We start from the raw sequence: 15,657 nt of genomic DNA, 5'->3' as shown, positions 1-15,657 counted from the left end.
ACATAATTGTAAAGTGAGCTAATTTAAATATATTAGATTGCTTTATATAAACATTATTAAAACTTGAAAGGAGTTGAGTTAATTACAGTCTATTAAGTCTGTAATAATTTATTATGAACATAAGTAAAAAAGAAGCAGTTGCTACATTGGTAGCTACATCTATAGTTCTACCAATGTCAGCAACTATAGCAAGTGCAAATGAAAATAGTGTACAAGCGATAAATATAGAATATAGAACAATAACTGGAAATTCAGTAAACTTTAGAACAGGTCCAGGGACAAATTATTCATCTGTGGGTAAATTAAATAAAGGTAATACTATAGAGTATATTGGTAAAAGTGGTGCATGGGTAAACGTTAAGTATAATGGAAAAGTAGGATATGTACATGGAGATTATGTATCTACATCTAATAACACTTCAACAGATAATACTATAAAATCAACGAAAGTAGTAAATGGAAATTCAGTAAACTTTAGAACAGGACCAAGTACAAGTAACTCATCAATTGGTAAGCTAAATAAAGGTACAGAGGTAGGGTTTATATCAGAATCTAATGGATGGGCAAAGATAAGCTATAATGGAAAAATAGGATATATGTCAAGCCAATACTTATCAAATAAAGGTAATGCACCATCAGGAGATAATTCTGTAAAATCAACAAAAGTAGTAACTGAAAATTCAGTGAATTTTAGAACAGGCCCAAGTACAAGTAACTCGTCAATTGGTAAGCTAAATAAAGGTACAGAGGTAGGATTTATATCAGAATCTAATGGATGGTCAAAGATAAGCTATAATGGAAAAATAGGGTATATGTCAAGCCAATATTTATCAAATAAAGGTAATGCACCATCAGGAGATAATTCTGTAAAATCAACAAAAGTAGTAACTGAAAATTCAGTGAATTTTAGAACAGGCCCAAGTACAAGTAACTCGTCAATTGGTAAGCTAAATAAAGGTACAGAGGTAGGATTTATATCAGAATCTAATGGATGGTCAAAGATAAGCTATAATGGAAAAATAGGATATATGTCAAGTCAATATCTAGGTGACAAAGGATCATCTAATGTACCTAGTAGTCAAAAGGCAGACAAGGTTATAGAATTTGCTAAAACATTATTAGGAAAGCCCTATGTGTGGGGAGCTGAAGGTCCAAGTAGCTTTGACTGTTCAGGATTTACTCAATATGTATTTAAAAAATCTGTGGGAGTTAGCATTCCAAGGGTTTCTAGAGATCAAGCTAAATTTGGTCAATATATAAATAAAAGTGATATTAAAAAGGGTGACTTAATATCATTTGACACTGATGGATCTAATAATGGACAAGTAAGTCATATAGGAATATATATGGGAAATGGACAATTTATACATGCATCATCAAGTAAAAAGAAAGTAATAATATCTGATATGAATGCATACTACAATAATGCATATGTAAACGCAAGAAGAGTTTTATAATAAATATATGACTATATAATCTATTTTTACTTAATAAAGTAAAAATAGATTTTTTTATGTAATAATCAAAGTTAACTTTATTACTGATTGATGAATAAATAACAGGGGATATTGAAAATAATAAATATAAGAGTCAAAAATCAGATGTAAAGTGTAAGGAGTGTAGCAATGGGCCCAGTAACTGATTTTTATCAATTCAAATATAGCAGAAATTGCTATTATATAGATTTATTTATTAACAGAGTTGCAGTTTTAAGTATCGAAGAAGCTTTAAATGAAAGGTTAAGTAGCTTAGAATTACCAAAAGATTTCCAATGTGCATATATGAGATTGAAAGAGATGTTTCAAATATCAAGAGAAAGTACAGATTCTTTATATGTAGAATTAAGAATTAATAAATGTTATTTAAAATATATAAAAAGTTTAAATTGTTACTTTAATGATAGAAATGAATATATGCCTTTAAGAGTCTTAAATGATTACTTACAATCATACCTAATTAAGGATATAGAGAATATATCAAGATTTAGTATATTAAATGAAGATATTAAAGTAAGAGTATTATCTACAATATAAAAACTCTTCCTACGGTAGTAGGGAGAGTTTTTATATTGTAAAATGCATAATTAAAAAACACAGAAACAATTTTGTAACAAATGGAAATTTTAGTTAACTAACTGCATATAATATTGTAAAATGAAAGAATATTAGATAAACTTTCAAATTTTAAGCTATAAAAAATTTAGGAGGCAAAATTATGGATAATAGTTTAGATTTAGTATACCTTGATTACGAAAGCGAATTAGAATATGATTATACACCAGATTACGATGCTGAATAATGAATGTATACAAAAGATAAATTCATATGAAATATTCGTTTGAATAATTAAATAAATATTATGCAATAAATACTTCAAAGGAGAACTATCGTGTTTAACTTAATAAATAAAATATAAAAACCTCTTATAAGTACATATTGTAGGAGGTTTTTATATTTTGTTTATTAAATGAATATGTCACCAACATGTTTATTTATAAACTTCGTTGGTGACATATATTTAGAAAATATTAAAATAATTTTTGACTTTCTTCAAAGTCATATACATCCATTAAAGCCTCACCAAATCTTTGGTAATGAACTATTTCTCTTTCGCCTAAGAATTTTAGTACATTTTTTATATCAGCATCATCAGTTAAATTTACAAGTTGATAATAAGTTGCTAAAGCTTTTTGTTCAGCTGCCATGTCTTCATGTAAATCAGTAACTGGATTTCCCATAACAGCTATTGTAGACGCACTAAATGGAACACCATTAGCATCTGATGGAAATATTCCAAAACCATTTTGAGCATAGCTTGAACCAAGTCCAGCAGCTCTTAATTGTTCTGGAGTAGCGTCATAAGTTAATTGATAAACCATAGTAGCTATCATTTCAACATGTGCAAGTTCTTCTGTACCGATGTCAGTTAAAAGTGCACGAGATTTTCCAGTAGGCATAGTATAACGTTGGCTTAAATATCTAAGTGCTGCACCTAACTCTCCGTTTGGCCCCCCAAATTGAGTTATTAGATACTTCGCCATTTGCAAATCCCCACCTTTAAGGTTAACAGGATGCTGTAAAGTTTTTTGATATATCCACATAAAAATTAATCCTCCCAGTAGTTTTGATATCTAATAATTAACTTCTCTATCCCAAGGCCAAGGTTGACAAACCCATTGCCAATTATTGCAATTACTTGTTGAATGACCAAAATTTGTTAGTGGTCCATACTTACTCTCATAAGCACACTTAGCCTGCATAAATTGTTTACTTAATGAATTAAAAGTGTTTACAGCTTTTTGATCTTCTGGATGTGTATCTAAGTATAGATTCATATCTAAGCATGCAAAACATAATTCTTGTATTCTTAATAAAAGTTCTCTTCTAGACTCTTTTCTCATTGTTTTTTACCTCCAGATCTTTTTATTATAGGTGTAGAGTATAGGTCTTTGTTGTACATTAAAGATTCCCATAAGTATAATTCTGGAAATAAAGTCCCGTGTTGCAATGCAGCACAAGGATTATACATTTTTGTAAAAACCTGATCATTTACATAAGGTCTTGCAAGAGAACATCCACAGTTTTGAGAAACGCCCCTGTTGTCATTTTGCATTGAATATTCCTCCTAAATTAAAAGTTAGATAATAATTATCTAATATATATTATTCGTACAAGCAAATTTTGTTCCTAAAAAGGATGCATATATTTTAATTGACAAATAATAAGAGTATAAAATAAATAATAATAGATTAATTTAGGTATTACTTGAACTAAGAATAGAATATATGATAAAATAATTTGCATGTTTGCATAATAATGAGGTGATAAAATGAGTGAATTAGCAGGAAAAGGCTGTGAGATTATAGTACCTTTTGATGAAAGACAGCCATTAAAAGAAATAGAAAGAAGTGTAATAAAAAGATATAGAAAACATTTATGGTCAAAATTTATAAAAGCTATAAGAGATTATAAACTAGTAGAAGAAGGAGATAAAATAGCAGTAGCTATATCTGGCGGAAAAGATAGCTTACTTATGGCAAAAATGTTTCAAGAATTAAAAAGACATGGACAGGTTAACTTTGAAGTGGAATTTATTGCAATGGATCCAGGGTATCATGAAGATATTAGAAAGTTACTTGTAGATAACTGTGAGTATTTAGATATACCAATACATTTATTTGACTCAAGAATATTTGAAATAGCTGATGAAATAGCTAAGGATTATCCTTGCTATATGTGTGCTAGAATGAGAAGGGGAGCATTATATTCTAAAGCTGAAGAATTAGGATGTAATAAACTTGCACTTGGGCATCACTATGATGATGTTATAGAAACAACAATGCTTAATTTATTGTGTGCTGGAAACTTTAAGACTATGTTACCTAAGTTAAATTCTACAAACTTTGATGGTATACAAATAATAAGACCTCTTTACTATATAAGAGAAGAACATATAGTAAGATTTATACAAAATAGTGGTATATGGCCATTAAACTGCGCTTGCATGGTTGCAGCTAAGAAAACAGGTAATAAAAGATATGAAATAAAAGATTTAATAAAGAGTTTAGAACCGCAATTTAAAGATGTAGAAAAATCTATATTTAAAGCAGCTGAAAATGTTAATATAGATTCAGTTTTAGGATGGCAAGAAGATGGAGTTAAGCATTCTTTTATGGAAAAATATGAATAAATAGTTAAATTATAAGACCGTTGATGAAAAATTCAACGGTTTTTTATATTTAAGAGATTATAAATTATCTGGTTTATAGATGATTTATAATCTCAACTGCTAATCTTAAGCAACAGACCTGACTATCAAGGTTGTTGGCGATATGAGCGTAGCGAATTTTTTTTACTATGTATAAACAAAAATGATAGAATATAATTAGATGTATTTAGAAGGGGTGAGTTTATATTGAAAAAAATATATATAGACTTTGAAATGAATATGCCAAGTTCTAAAAATAAAAGAGATATGTTAGATGCAGATATAATAGCTATAGGTGCAATAAAGTATGATACAGATACTGGAGAAATAGAAGAGTTCAAATCTTTAATAAAGCCAGTTGGTAATATGCATATATATCCACATATAGAAGAACTAACTCATATAACTCAAGAAGACTTAACAAAAGCACCTACTTATGAGATTGTTATGAGAAATTTTAAAAAATGGTTAGGTACATTTTCGCAAATTGAGGGCATATATACATTTGGGAGTTTAGATTTAACATGTTTTAATAATACTGATAAAAAAAGTGCGAAAAAACACAATCATCCACGTTTTATAAATAACATTAGAAATTTATTTGTAGATATAAAGGATAAGTATTTATCTAATGGAATAAGGTGCATGAATTATATTTCTTTAAAAAACTTATTGAGGTGCGCTAACATTGAGTTTTTAGGAGATGCACATGACCCTCTATATGATGCTTATAATTTATATATACTAGATGATGCACTAGAAAATAATGAAAACATTAGAGATATATTAGTAATACAAGATATAGTTAAACCACCATTTAGTATAATTAATGAAAAATTAGAAGGAAAATTTGAAGAATATAAAAAATATTTTTATAAAAATGAAGGTAACTACAATGAATTAGATATGTCGATTGAAGTACTAAAAACTATAAGATTATATGTTGAAACTATAAAGGATATTGATATATATAATATAGATGTACTTAGAGATATAAATAAAAAATTAGATATTTTAGAAAATATAAAAGATATAAATATAGGATACATGTATTTATTAGAAAACTTTTATTTTGATATGAAAGACCTTTTAGAAGATTTAATGCTTTATAAATTAAATGAAACTGAATATAAAGAAGAGCTTAATAATATTATAACCTTATATGATGAAGATTTAAGTTATGAGAATATAAATTGTAGAGACTTCTTAGAAGAGAGCTGTTAATAAAATTATTTTATTAACAGCTTTTAAATTGTGTATCAAGTAGTCTAAAGATAGTAGTTGCTAAATATAAATTATATATAGAAAGGAGGCAAATTAAACTATGGAACAAATTCTGAATTATATAACTATTATATTAAAGGTATTTATTTGTTTATGGGCTGTATTTATAGTAACTATTTTAATAAAATTCATATTTACATTTAAAAAGAATAAAAATAAAACAATGTCAAGAGGAAGCTTAGAAGGTTATAAATTTAATTTAGAAGGAAAAATAAAAAATAAAAAAGATAAATATAATTATAAAGAAGACTATAATTTAAATGGAGAAAAAATAATAAATTATGATAATGGAGATAGGTATAAAGGAGAATTAATAAACGGTAAGAAAAATGGATTTGGAGTATGTATATTTTCTAATAAAGAGAGATATGAGGGTCTATGGAAAGATGATATGATGCATAGTGTAGGAAAATATACATATAACAACGGAGCGGTATATAGTGGAGATTTTAAATATGGGATAATTGAAGGATTAGGAATGTATACTCACACTAATAAAGATATATATAAAGGTTATTTTAAAAATAATAAAAAAAATGGTAAGGGAGTTTTATACTATAAAGATGGCAGTAAATACAGTGGTATGTGGGAAGATAATTTACAGTGTGGGGAAGGCAAACTAATAAAATCAAATGGAGATGTATATGAAGGGGAATTTAAATGTTCAAAGATAAATGGAAAGGGAGAGTATAGATATAAAGATGGTAGTAAATACATAGGAGAGTTTAAAGATAATGTGTTTCATGGTCACGGATGCTATACAGAATCTAGTGGGAATATATATGAAGGAGAATTTAAATATGGATTAAAGAGAGGAAAGGGCATATATAAATTTAGAACAAATGAAGTTTATGAAGGAGATTTCAAAGACGATTTATTTGATGGAATAGGTAGATATACATATAATGATAAAAGTATTTATGAAGGAGATTTTAAAAATGGAAAAAGAGATGGGATAGGTACATATACTTGTGAGTTATATAAATATGTTGGAGAATGGAACGAAGATAAAAAAGAAAAAATAGGCACTTTCTATTTACCGCTTAAAGCTAAATTAGAAGTAGTTATAGAAGATGAAAAAATAGTACAAGGGGTATATAAAATAGAAGGTGAAGAAGATTTATATTTACATGAAATAGATATAAATGAAAAGGATGAAAAGAAGATAATATCAAATATAGAAAGTTATTTAAAAAGAGGTAGTATTCACAATAATCAATTCAAATATATATAATTAAATATAAAACAAGTTTGGAGTGATTATATTGAAGATAAAACAAGAAGATTTAACTGTAAAATTAATTCCATTTACTTTAGATAGAGAAGTTAGAAGAAAAGATACAAAAGCTCCATATGGAGTAGATATGATAAAAGCTAAAAGTATATGGGAAGAGTCTCAAATGGGCGAAGGTGTGAAAGTTGCCGTAATAGATTCAGGTTGTGATATTAATCATGAAAGTCTTAAAAATAATATAGTAGGTGTTAAAAACTTTACTGATGAAGATGGAAAAAAATCAGATATAGTTATAGATAGAGTTGGACATGGAACACATGTAACTGGAACTATAGCTGCTAATGGAGGAAATAATACCCTAGTTGGAGTAGCACCAAATGCTCAGATTTATGTATTAAAAGCTATAGATAAAACTGGATCAGGTAAGTTAAGCTGGGTAGTAAATGCTATTTATTATGCGATTGAGCAAAATGTAGATATAATATCTATGTCACTTGGAATGTCACAAAATAGTGAAAAATTAGAAAAGGCAGTAAAAGAAGCTATAAATAAACATATTTTAGTTGTATGTGCAGCAGGAAATGATGGAGATGGAAATTCTAATGACTTTGAATACTCTTATCCAGCAGCTTATATGGATGTAATATCAGTTGGAGCAGTTGATAAAAAAGGAGTTCCTGCTAGTTTTAGTAATGCAAATTTAGCTGTTGATGTAGTTGCACCAGGTGTAAATATATTGTCAACTTATCCAAACAATCAATTTGCTATATTAAGTGGAACTAGTATGGCAACTCCACATGTAAGTGGAAGTTTAGCTCTTCTTAAAAATTGGTCTAAAAAAGAGTTTCAAAGAAACTTAAGCCAAAGAGAACTATATGCTCAGTTAATTAAACATACAAAAGTATTAGATTATTCAAGAGCAGTACAAGGAAATGGACTTGTTTATTTGGCAGAAGTAAAAGGAAAGAAAAAAATAAAATACTAAAAAAGAAACTCTCATAGTTTATATAAAACTATGAGAGTTTCTTTTTTGATTATAAATAGTGTAAATTGACAGAAAATAAAAATTTCGTTTTAAAGTTACAAAAAGGTTACAAAAAATGTTATAATTAGGTATAATTGAATAATAAAGAAAAAAATAACGAAAATAATCAAGAAAAAAGTAAAATGGAGTGGTATAAATGATTAAATTTACTAATGTAGATAAAGTCTATGCTGATGGTAATAAATCATTAGATAATATAAACTTAGGTATAAAGCAAGGCGAATTTGTATTTTTAGTAGGTCACTCAGGTGCAGGAAAATCAACTTTACTTAAGCTAATGACTAGAGAAGAAAAGATATCATCAGGAAGACTTTCAGTTTTAGGAGAAGAGATTACAAAATTAAAAACTAATAAAATACATAATTACAGAAGAAATCTAGGAGTAGTTTTTCAAGATTTTAAATTATTAAATGAAAAAACAGTATTTGAAAATGTAGAAATAGCCCTAAGGGTAGTCGGAACAAATCCTAGTGAAATAAAGCCAAAGGTAATGGATGTATTAAAAAAGGTTGGGATTGCAGATAAATACAACAAATATCCAGCAGAATTATCAGGTGGAGAGTGTCAAAGAGTTGGTATAGCAAGGGCTATAGTAAACAAACCATCTATAATAATAGCAGATGAATGTACTGGAAATTTAGATATACATAACTCAATAGGTATATTAAATTTATTAAGTGACATAAATTCGGAAGGAGTTACTGTTATAATGGCAACTCATGATATAGAAATTTTAAAATTATTTCCAAATAGAATTGTAGAAATTCAAAAAGGAAAAATAGTCAAAGATACAAAGAGGGATTTATATGAAGTTAGTGTCTAAGTGTTTATATAGTTTAAAACAAGGAATAAAAGGAATTTTTAGCAATAAAACTATGAGTTTTATATCGGTAATATCAGTAACATCTGCTTTAATTATACTTGGTATAGTATTTACTATAGTTTTAAATATAAATCAACTTATTACGTTTGCTAAAGATGAAATAAATGAAGTAAGAGTTTCAATGAAAGCTAATATAAGTGAAGAAGATAGAGAAAAGATTAAAGAAGATATAAAAAAAATAACGGGTGTAAAAGAAGCAGAATATAAAACGAAAGAGGAAGCTCTTAGTAGTATGAAAAAGAGTTGGGGAGAAGAAGCGTACCTACTAGATGGTATAAAAAATCCACTTGACGATTATTATCTTGTAAAAATAGATAATCCAGATAAATTAAAAGAGATATCATCTAAAATGTTAAAATTAGATGGAGTTGAAGATGTTAAATTCCATCAAGATATAATGCAAAACTTTTTAAATATATCAAATATAGTTAAAAAATTCGGATCAATAATAATAATTGCCTTACTACTAATATGCTTAGTAATAATATCAAATACGATAAAAAGCAGAGTTTACAGTAAAAAAGAAGAAATACAAATAATAAAATATGTTGGGGCTAGTAATGGATTTATAATAGCGCCATTTATAGTAGAAGGATTTACTATAGGAATGATAGGTTCACTTTTAGCCGTAGGAGCATGCATAGGAATGTATGGATACATATTAGAAAAGACTACATCTGTTATAAGCAGAGTTGTAGGAAATGTAGCACTTCCTTTAACTAGCATATCTATGTCTCTTATAGCAGTTTTAGTTATAACAGGAATAACTATAGGAGTGCTTGGAAGTGTATTATCAGTTAAAAAACATTTAAAAGTATAGATAATAGGGGGAAATTGAGTGAAAAAAATAGTATCATTAATAACAGTATGTGCTGTGGTAGTTAGTACAAACTTTATATATGCAGATAATAAAGAAGATAATCTAGATAAAAAGTTAAATGAAAATAGGCAAGAACAAATAAATATAGTAAATAAAATAAAAGATTTAGATGAAAAAGTTGCAGAAATAGAAGCTAATATTTCAAAGACTAATGAAGGAATAAGTAAATTAGATACAGAAATCAATAGTACACAAGAAGAAATTAAAACTTTAGAAAATAATATAAGAGATAATGAAGAAGCTTTAGGAAAAAGATTAAAAGTTATAAATAACAATTATTCTATGGGATACTTAAAGGTTATTTTAAGTAGTACATCTTTATCAGACTTTTTTAATAATATTTACATAGTTAAGCAAGTTGTAGAACAAGATAAAATACTTTTACAAGAGCTAGATGATAATAAAGTGGCAGTAGAAAGTAAAGAAAAAGAATTAGAAGATAAAAAACAAAAGCAAGAAGAACTTAAATCACAACTACAAAGTGATAATGAATCAGTGCAAGCTGATAAAAGCGAATTACAAGCATTAAAAAATGAATTAGAAAAAGAAGAAAATGACTTAGAATCAGAATTAGAAAAAATAGCAGCAGAAGCAGCGGCTAAATTAGCAGCAGAGCAAGCAGCAAGACAAGAATCATCAAATAATGGGACAACTAGTGGTCCAACAGGTGTTATATCTAGCGGATCTTGGCCTGTACCAGGGCATACAAGAATAAGTTCTCCATATGGATATAGACAACATCCAGTTTTAAATGTACAAAAGTTACATACAGGTGTAGATATACCAGCACCTAAGGGTACTCCTGCAGTAGCTATAGATAATGGAACAGTAATATTCTCTGGAACACAAGGAAGCTACGGAAATACAGTTATGATACAACATGATGATGGGAAAGTAACATTATATGCACATAATAGTGAGTTAGTTGTATCGGTTGGTCAAAGAGTTCAAAAAGGACAAGTTGTTACTAAGATAGGTTCAACAGGTAGATCAACAGGACCACATTTACATTTTGAAGTAAGAATAAATGGAAAACATACTAACCCGATGCCTTATATAGGATAATAGTTTGTAAATATAAGAGTTTATATAAATACGCATATTTGATATAATTAGATTATATTAAATATGCGTATTTGCAATTTGAGGAGAATAATATGAATGAATATGTAGTTGTAGACTTAGAAACTACAGGCCTTGATCCATATAAAGGTTGTGAGATAATAGAAATAGGTATAACTGAAATAATTAACAATAAGATAGTTAAAAACTATTCAAGGCTTATAAAGCCGAAATCAATAATACCATACTTTATAACTGAAATAACAAATATAACTAATGAAATGGTTGAAGGTGAAGAAAGTATAGAAACCGTACTACCTAGATTTAGAGATTATATAGGTGACAGAACGATAATAGCTCATAATGCAAAATTTGATTTGAAATTTCTAAATTACTACCTTAAAGAGTTGAATTTAGAACCAATAGATAAACATATCTGTACTTTAGAGTTATTAAAACAAAGTAAAAGTTATAAAGGTAAAAATAAAAAATTAGAAACAGCATGTGAGTATTATAATATAGAAAACAAAAATGCTCATAGAGCAGATAGCGATACATTAGCTACAGCGAAATTATTTTTAAAAATTAAAGATGAAAACTAAGATAAGCATGAACTTCATGCTTATTTTTTTGTCCAATTAGTGTTTAAATTTTAAATGGTTTCATAGTATATAACAGACAGAAATCTTTCTTAGGAGTTGAGTGTATGGTTTTTATAGATATTAATATATTTATAGATAAAATAGAATTTAATATATTTGAATATGAATATGAGAAGAAAGATATATTACAAGATAAAATTATAGTACCACAATCTTTTAATATAGGTGATAAATTAAATTATATAAGAAAATTCATGGCTAGACTTATAAAGCAATATAAAATAGAAAAAGCATATATGAATATAGAAGATAATCTTGGTATAGATGTTATTAATATAGTAAAAATGGAAGGCGTATTAGATGAATTGCTTTCAAATTGTGGGGTGGAAAAGTGTATATAAGTCCAAATTTCAATCTTGAAATAATAGAAAAAATAAATTCTGAAGGAGTTAACTCTGCACTTTATCTTGTTAAAGATGTGCAATTAGGATCTATATTTATATTAAAACAAATATCAAAAAATAATTTTAGAGATGATGGGAATTATTTTGAAGAATCAAAAAAAATATATAATCTAAAGCATCCTAATATAATTCCTATAAATACAGCATCATATGATGAAGAGTATATTTATATTACTATGCCTTATTTTAAAAGAGGGTCTTTATATAGTTTATTGCAAAATGAAAATTTATCAGTAAGAAAAATAATAAAATATTCTTTAGATTTTTTATCAGCGGTAGACTATATGCATAGTAAAAATGTTATACATTGTGATATAAAGCCAAATAATATTCTTATGGGTAATGAAGATAATGCAGTACTAACTGATTTTGGGTCAGCTCTATATTTAAATTATTTAGGAAATGCAAGGCTTAAAAATGTTTATTATAAACATATAGCACCAGAACAATGCAGTAACTCTATAATAAGTAAAAAAATAGACATATATCAGATAGGAACAACGTTATATAGAATGTGCAATGGAAATGAAGAATACAATAAGCAGGCTAGAAAATATAAAGATTTAAATAGCCTAAAGTTAGCTTGTGCGAAAGGGAAATTTCCGATTAGGAAAAAATATTTACCTCATATACCAAAATCAATGATAAATATAATAGAGAAATGTATAAAGGTAAATCCTCAGGAAAGATATGAGAATGTATTAGAAATAATGAATGAACTATCTTTAGTTAATGAAAATCTAGACTGGAATTATTATAAAATAAGTAAAAGTAGATTTTCATGGGTATTAGGGAATAGTGTTAAGTTAGAGCTTTATAAAGAAAATGATGTATGGAATATTATAGATAATGGTAAAATAAATTCATTTGTTGATAGTAAAGCAAAAGGATACAGAGTCATTAGAGAAATAATAAAAAAATATGAAAAAATAGCCTTACTTTAAACCGATCAAGTAAGGCTATAAAGGGGTAAAATATATTATAAAAAGGGGTTTATTAGGGAATATATTTTATTTGGGGAGTAAAATAATCGGTTATTAGGGGAATAACCTTAAATAAATAATAACAAAATTCGACAAAAAAAGCAATAGGTAATTTCAAAAAAAATATATGAAAATTAAATTAAATAAAATTATAAAAAAAATTTTAGTTTAAAAATTATGAATGAAAAATTTTCCTATGCATAAAATAAGAAAAAATTACTTAGGAGGATTTTATGAATAAAAAGCTTTTAACCTGTTTTATAGCTATATTTATATCCCTTTGCAGTTACACTAAGTCAACTTGCATAGAAAATAAATATACTAAAGATATATGGATAAATAATCTTAATACTAAAGGAATTAAAGTCAATGTAGTAGATATAAAGATACTAAAAGAAAGTATTGATATTGGAAAAAAATATAATGCATCAGCTATATTGACTATGAATGTAGAGAATAATTCTTTAGATGATATAGAATTATCAAATATAGATGTATATCCATATCAAGATAACAAAGAAACAAAATATTTTGTAAGTACGTCAGAAGATAATATTACAGGATTTATAGGCAACTTAAAGCCTAAAGAATCTAAAACTATAAAAATGGGAGTAGCATTACATAATACTGAAGATCCTATAAGTTTAGAGTTTTCTAATATTGAAGATGAAAAAAATGAAAAAATAACTGAAAGTATAAATATAAAATAAAAAAGAAAAGCTTAAGCTTTTCTTTTTTTATGTATTTAATCTGGTTGAGGAGCATCGACAGGACAAACATTATTACAAGCTCCACATTCTATACATATCTCAGGATCTATAACAAATTTATCATCTCCATCGGAAATACAATCAACAGGACATTCAGGTTCACAAGCACCACAGCTTATACAAGTATCTGTTATAAAGTAAGCCATATTATATACCTCCTTTTACAATTTACAATATATGATACCCAAAAAAAGTAAATTTACTACATAAATAAAAATATGATTTTAATTTATAATATAAAACAATATTATATTTTTTATCTTAAATTAGAACTTAATCTTACAATTTTGTTCTTTGATTTATTTAATATAACAAGGTATAATTAATTTTATAGAATGAGGAGGATAAAATGAGTTATTACGACAATAATGAGAATAAAATAAGAAGAAGAAAAATAAGTTCTAGTGATAATATTACAAGAAACTTACAAGACAATAGATCTTATGAAAAAAATAGTAAAACAAATAATTCAAGTATTAAAAAAGATAAAATAGATAGAGAGAGAGCGCACCCAAGCTCTAGAGTTAGCAAAGCTAAAAGAAGCAAAAAGAAAGCTAACAGAAGGAAAGCAGGAAAAATATTAAAAAGAATGCTAGTGATTATGTTAATACCACTAGTTGTATTATCTTTAGCAGGATCGGCATTTGTAATGTCATCATTAAAAGGATCACAACCTGTAACTAAAGAATTATTAGAATCAAAATATATTAGTAGTCAAGTAGTAAGCACTGATGAAATACCGAAACACTTAAAAAATGCAATTGTATCCATAGAAGATGAACGTTTTTATAATCACAAGGGTGTAGATCCAATATCTTTAGTAAGATCTGTGCTACATAATATTTTTACAGATACTACTCAAGGTGGGAGTACTATAGAAATGCAAATATCAAAGAATTTAATAACTAATGATGATAAAACTATAAAAAGAAAATTACGAGATATGTATAATGCGATTTCTATGGACAAAAATATAACTAAAGATGAAATATTAGGAGTATATTTAAATAATATATATTTAGGAAAATCATCTTATGGAGTTGGCAAAGGTGCTAAAGTTTATTTTGGTAAAAATGTTAGTGAACTTACTTTAGCCCAATGTGCAATGATTGCAGGGATAACTAACAATCCGGTAAGATATGTAGAACATAGAGAAGCTAAAAAAAGACAAGAAACTATATTATATAAAATGAATGAACTTGGATATATAACTGATAAAGAATATAAAGAAGCTCTAAGGGAAAGTGTACCTTTTATATCAGAAATAGGAAAATAAATAATGAGGTGTGAAATGAGTTTATACAAATTTACTTATGAAGATGAAGAATATTTATTAAATCAAGACAATTGTAGCGGATTAATAAATGATGATGAAAAGCCTGTAAAAGGAATTGAAGTATGTAATATAATAGATATACTAAATAATTCACAAGATGTAGAATTTGATATTGAATACTATCAAGAAGCATGTCCAGAATGTTTAGCTGGAGTAAAAGAAAAGCAAAAATTCTTTGGATTTTTAGAATATCATTTTTATATATTTACTAAGAAAGGTGAATATGTAATTAGTGACATAAGTGAAGAATACAAGGGATTATCATTTAATAAGCTTTGTAAGCAAAATAAAGCCGATGATAGTTATATAATTAGTATAATAATTTGCGAAAAATGTAAAGATTATATAATACAAATAGAAAATTGTATAGTATAAAAAGTCTACTAGAAATAGTAGGCTTTTTTACT

General features: G+C 26.8%; 19 protein-coding genes. 15 read left to right on the top strand and 4 right to left on the bottom strand.

Annotation, left to right across the window (positions count from 1 at the left end):
• Window positions 1-113: 113 nt before the first annotated feature.
• Both JNUCC81_RS14180 and JNUCC81_RS14175 read left to right on the top strand, forming a co-directional pair.
• Entirely contained in the window at window positions 114-1,457 is a 1,344-nt protein-coding gene (locus JNUCC81_RS14180; RefSeq protein WP_454094082.1) for a C40 family peptidase, read from the top strand.
• A gap of 168 nt (window positions 1,458-1,625) precedes the next feature.
• On the top strand, window positions 1,626-2,033 hold the full coding sequence (locus JNUCC81_RS14175) for a hypothetical protein (RefSeq protein WP_454094081.1): 408 nt from the start codon (window positions 1,626-1,628) through the stop codon (window positions 2,031-2,033).
• Between the two features lie 494 nt (window positions 2,034-2,527).
• Here JNUCC81_RS14175 and JNUCC81_RS14170 read toward each other — a convergent pair whose 3' ends face one another.
• From JNUCC81_RS14170 to JNUCC81_RS14160, 3 genes are read right to left on the bottom strand one after another with little or no spacing between them, the layout of a single operon-like run.
• Entirely contained in the window at window positions 2,528-3,100 is a 573-nt protein-coding gene (locus tag JNUCC81_RS14170) for a manganese catalase family protein (RefSeq protein ID WP_208334976.1), read from the bottom strand.
• 30 nt (window positions 3,101-3,130) lie between these two features.
• Window positions 3,131-3,400: a spore coat protein CotJB gene (locus tag JNUCC81_RS14165; protein ID WP_208334977.1), complete on the bottom strand. Its 270-nt coding sequence runs from the start codon at window positions 3,398-3,400 to the stop codon at window positions 3,131-3,133.
• The gene (locus JNUCC81_RS14160; protein ID WP_208334978.1) at window positions 3,397-3,612 is read right to left on the bottom strand and encodes a spore coat associated protein CotJA; all 216 of its coding nucleotides are present in this window, start codon (window positions 3,610-3,612) and stop codon (window positions 3,397-3,399) included. The genes JNUCC81_RS14165 and JNUCC81_RS14160 overlap by 4 nt, the downstream gene beginning before the upstream one ends.
• A 216-nt stretch (window positions 3,613-3,828) precedes the next feature.
• Between JNUCC81_RS14160 and JNUCC81_RS14155 the strand changes: the two genes are divergently transcribed.
• The 11 genes from JNUCC81_RS14155 to JNUCC81_RS14105 all read left to right on the top strand — a co-directional run bounded on the left by JNUCC81_RS14155 (window position 3,829) and on the right by JNUCC81_RS14105 (window position 13,854).
• Complete coding sequence (locus tag JNUCC81_RS14155) at window positions 3,829-4,689, top strand: tRNA 2-thiocytidine biosynthesis TtcA family protein (protein WP_454094080.1); 861 nt, start codon at window positions 3,829-3,831, stop codon at window positions 4,687-4,689.
• 225 nt (window positions 4,690-4,914) lie between these two features.
• A complete protein-coding gene (locus tag JNUCC81_RS14150) occupies window positions 4,915-5,931 on the top strand; it encodes an exonuclease domain-containing protein (RefSeq protein WP_454094079.1) in 1,017 nt (338 codons plus the stop codon).
• 100 nt (window positions 5,932-6,031) lie between these two features.
• The gene (locus JNUCC81_RS14145; protein WP_454094078.1) at window positions 6,032-7,225 is read left to right on the top strand and encodes an MORN repeat-containing protein; all 1,194 of its coding nucleotides are present in this window, start codon (window positions 6,032-6,034) and stop codon (window positions 7,223-7,225) included.
• A gap of 31 nt (window positions 7,226-7,256) precedes the next feature.
• Entirely contained in the window at window positions 7,257-8,210 is a 954-nt protein-coding gene (locus JNUCC81_RS14140) for a S8 family peptidase (protein ID WP_454094077.1), read from the top strand.
• Between the two features lie 196 nt (window positions 8,211-8,406).
• Window positions 8,407-9,093, top strand: coding sequence for a cell division ATP-binding protein FtsE (locus JNUCC81_RS14135; protein WP_454094076.1), 687 nt, complete (start codon window positions 8,407-8,409; stop codon window positions 9,091-9,093).
• The gene (ftsX, locus tag JNUCC81_RS14130; protein ID WP_208334893.1) at window positions 9,077-9,973 is read left to right on the top strand and encodes a permease-like cell division protein FtsX; all 897 of its coding nucleotides are present in this window, start codon (window positions 9,077-9,079) and stop codon (window positions 9,971-9,973) included. The genes JNUCC81_RS14135 and ftsX overlap by 17 nt, the downstream gene beginning before the upstream one ends.
• Window positions 9,974-9,991: 18 nt before the next feature.
• The gene (locus JNUCC81_RS14125; protein ID WP_454094075.1) at window positions 9,992-11,098 is read left to right on the top strand and encodes a murein hydrolase activator EnvC family protein; all 1,107 of its coding nucleotides are present in this window, start codon (window positions 9,992-9,994) and stop codon (window positions 11,096-11,098) included.
• Window positions 11,099-11,190: 92 nt separating this feature from the next.
• Window positions 11,191-11,697 carry a 3'-5' exonuclease gene (locus JNUCC81_RS14120; RefSeq protein WP_454094074.1) on the top strand — a complete coding sequence of 169 codons (507 nt, stop codon included), beginning with the start codon at window positions 11,191-11,193 and terminating at the stop codon, window positions 11,695-11,697.
• Window positions 11,698-11,801: 104 nt separating this feature from the next.
• Complete coding sequence (locus JNUCC81_RS14115) at window positions 11,802-12,098, top strand: hypothetical protein (protein WP_208334895.1); 297 nt, start codon at window positions 11,802-11,804, stop codon at window positions 12,096-12,098.
• Entirely contained in the window at window positions 12,089-13,105 is a 1,017-nt protein-coding gene (locus tag JNUCC81_RS14110; RefSeq protein ID WP_454094073.1) for a serine/threonine-protein kinase, read from the top strand. Before JNUCC81_RS14115 ends, JNUCC81_RS14110 begins: the two co-directional genes overlap by 10 nt.
• 272 nt (window positions 13,106-13,377) lie before the next feature.
• Window positions 13,378-13,854, top strand: a complete 477-nt coding sequence (locus JNUCC81_RS14105) for a hypothetical protein (RefSeq protein WP_454094072.1) — start codon at window positions 13,378-13,380, stop codon at window positions 13,852-13,854.
• A gap of 35 nt (window positions 13,855-13,889) precedes the next feature.
• On the opposite strand, the gene JNUCC81_RS14100 is transcribed toward JNUCC81_RS14105, so the two are convergent.
• A complete protein-coding gene (locus JNUCC81_RS14100; RefSeq protein WP_454094071.1) occupies window positions 13,890-14,060 on the bottom strand; it encodes a 4Fe-4S binding protein in 171 nt (56 codons plus the stop codon).
• A 203-nt stretch (window positions 14,061-14,263) separates the two neighbouring features.
• On the opposite strand from JNUCC81_RS14100, the gene JNUCC81_RS14095 reads away from it, so the two are divergent.
• Together JNUCC81_RS14095 and JNUCC81_RS14090 are read left to right on the top strand one after the other, a co-directional pair.
• Window positions 14,264-15,190: a transglycosylase domain-containing protein gene (locus JNUCC81_RS14095; protein WP_454094070.1), complete on the top strand. Its 927-nt coding sequence runs from the start codon at window positions 14,264-14,266 to the stop codon at window positions 15,188-15,190.
• A 15-nt stretch (window positions 15,191-15,205) separates the two neighbouring features.
• Window positions 15,206-15,625 carry a DUF3785 family protein gene (locus JNUCC81_RS14090; RefSeq protein ID WP_454094069.1) on the top strand — a complete coding sequence of 140 codons (420 nt, stop codon included), beginning with the start codon at window positions 15,206-15,208 and terminating at the stop codon, window positions 15,623-15,625.
• Window positions 15,626-15,657 lie beyond the last annotated feature (32 nt).

This window comes from Faecalimicrobium sp. JNUCC 81 (assembly GCF_053667625.1).
The sequence above is the reverse complement of the archived record's forward strand: the minus strand, read 5'-3'. Positions and strand labels throughout refer to the sequence as shown.